This is a genomic window from Promicromonospora kroppenstedtii DSM 19349 (genome assembly GCF_000515355.1).
Lineage (GTDB): Bacteria > Actinomycetota > Actinomycetes > Actinomycetales > Cellulomonadaceae > Promicromonospora > Promicromonospora kroppenstedtii.
On sequence record NZ_KI911643.1, the window covers coordinates 866 to 2,816 of the forward strand.

Annotated in this window: 2 protein-coding genes; both read right to left on the minus strand. The window is 73.2% G+C overall.

The window, feature by feature from the left end:
- Window positions 1–357, minus strand: a 357-nt coding sequence (locus PROKR_RS08890) for an ATP-binding protein (protein ID WP_036962205.1), incomplete at its 3' end; no start/stop codon positions are given.
- Window positions 358–423: 66 nt separating this feature from the next.
- Window positions 424–1,951, minus strand: a 1,528-nt coding sequence (locus PROKR_RS08895) for a DEAD/DEAH box helicase (RefSeq protein ID WP_169736364.1), incomplete at its 5' end; no start/stop codon positions are given.

The following is a 1,951-nucleotide window of genomic DNA, read 5'->3' on the forward strand; positions in this document are numbered from 1 at the left end:
GTCGGCGAGCGCCGGGCCGCGGGTGCCGGCGTCGTCGACCAGGAGGAGGGCGGGGGCGCCGTCGGGGACGAGGGCCAGGGTCTGGCTCTCCGCGCCGTCGGGCACGTTCAGGCAGGTCCAGCCGGCGCGGGCCATGTGGTGCGCGAACTCGCGGGCGAGGCGGGTCTTGCCGACGCCGCCCGGACCGGTGACCAGCCGGATCCCGACGGGGTCCGGGCTGGTGCACCACACGGCGAGCGACGCGAGCTCGGCGGTGCGCCCGACGAACGGGACGATGCGTCGTTCCGGCGCGAGCAGCCGCCCCGGCGACGTCGTGTGTGCGGCCCCCGCCCGGGGCCTTGACGACAACGTGGACACTCCGTCAGTGAACCCCAATCCCACCCGAAGCGGTTATCACACCGAAATGGGCGGCGAAGGGTCAGGTCATGGTGTGTGGCTCAGCCGCTCCTGCTCCTCGGCGAGGATGGTCCGTGACAGCGTGGTCTCGGTCGGCGCGGCGACGTCCACGGCCGACGGCGAGGCGTCTGTGATCTCGGACTGGCGGGCGAACTCCTCGAACAGCGCCGACTTGGACCCGAGGATCTCCATCATCCTCTGGTCCACGGACCGCTCGACCAGGAGCCGGTGCACCTGGACGGTGCGGGTCTGGCCCATGCGGTGGGCACGGGCGACGGCCTGGGCCTCGATGGTGGGCTTGACCTGCGGCTCGCAGAAGATGACGACGCTCGCGGCCTGCACGTTGAGGCCCACTCCCCCGGCGGTGATCTGGCTGACCAGCACGGACGGCCCGCCGGGCGCGGACAGGGCGTCCACCATGGTCTGCCGCTCGGGCACCGGCACCGAGCCGGTCAGCGGCCCGACGGCGAGGTCGCCGAGCAGGTCCATCACCTGCTCCAGGACGGACAGGAAGTAGGAGAAGACGATGACGCGGCGGCCCGCGTCGACGGCCTCGGTGACCAGCTCGCGCAGGCGCACCAGCTTGGCGGAGTCGCCCGCGTCCGACACCGCGAACGCCGCGCGGCGCATGGCCATGAAGTTCCCGGCCAGCACGGCGTCGCGGTAGGCGGCGCCGTCGACGGGGCCGAACTGCTCCCACTCCTCGACCTGCACCATCTCGGGCAGCTCCGTGAGCACGTCCTCCTGGTTGCGGCGCAGGTAGGCGGGCGCGACGATCCGGCGGAACGCCTTGGCGCCCGACAGGCCGGCGTTCGGGTCGAGCTGGCCGGCCACCTCGGGCTGCAGGTAGGCCACCATGTTCTTGAACTCGGCGACCTTGTTCTCCATCGGGGTGCCGGACAGGAACAGGACGCGGTCGGACCGGTCGGCCCAGCGCCGCACCTCGCGGCCGCGCAGCGTCTCGGGGTTCTTCACGTAGTGCGCCTCGTCGACGACCATCAGCGCGGGCCGCAGGTCGTGGGGCAGGTCGAGCCGGCCGAGCACCTCGAAGGTCGTCACGGCGACGCCGCCGCCGACCACCCAGCGAGCGGCGGCCTGCTCGCGGTCGGTGCCGTGCAGCACCACGGCGCTCAGGTCCGAGTGCTGCTCCACCTCGCGCTTCCAGTTGGTCACCACGCTCGCGGGGCACACCACCAGCACGTGCGTGCCGCCCGTTGCCACCAGGTGCGCGGCCACCGCGATGGACTGCATGGTCTTGCCGAGCCCCATCTCGTCGCCGAGGATCGTGCGCCGCTGCACCAGCGCGTACTTCGCGCCGAACTGCTGGTAGCCGCGCAGGTTGGCGCGCAGCAGGGACCGGTCCAGTGGCTGCGCCTCGACCCGCCGCACGACGTCGGCGGGCAGGCCGCCCTCGGCGGCCTCGTGGTCGTCGCCCAGGTCCACGACCTGGGAGAGCAGGCCGTAGTACTCGGCGGAACGCGCCTCGAAGTCGGCCCACACCTCGCCGCCCTCCGGCGGCTGCCCGACGGCGGCGCGCACCGCCCGCGCGTCGTCC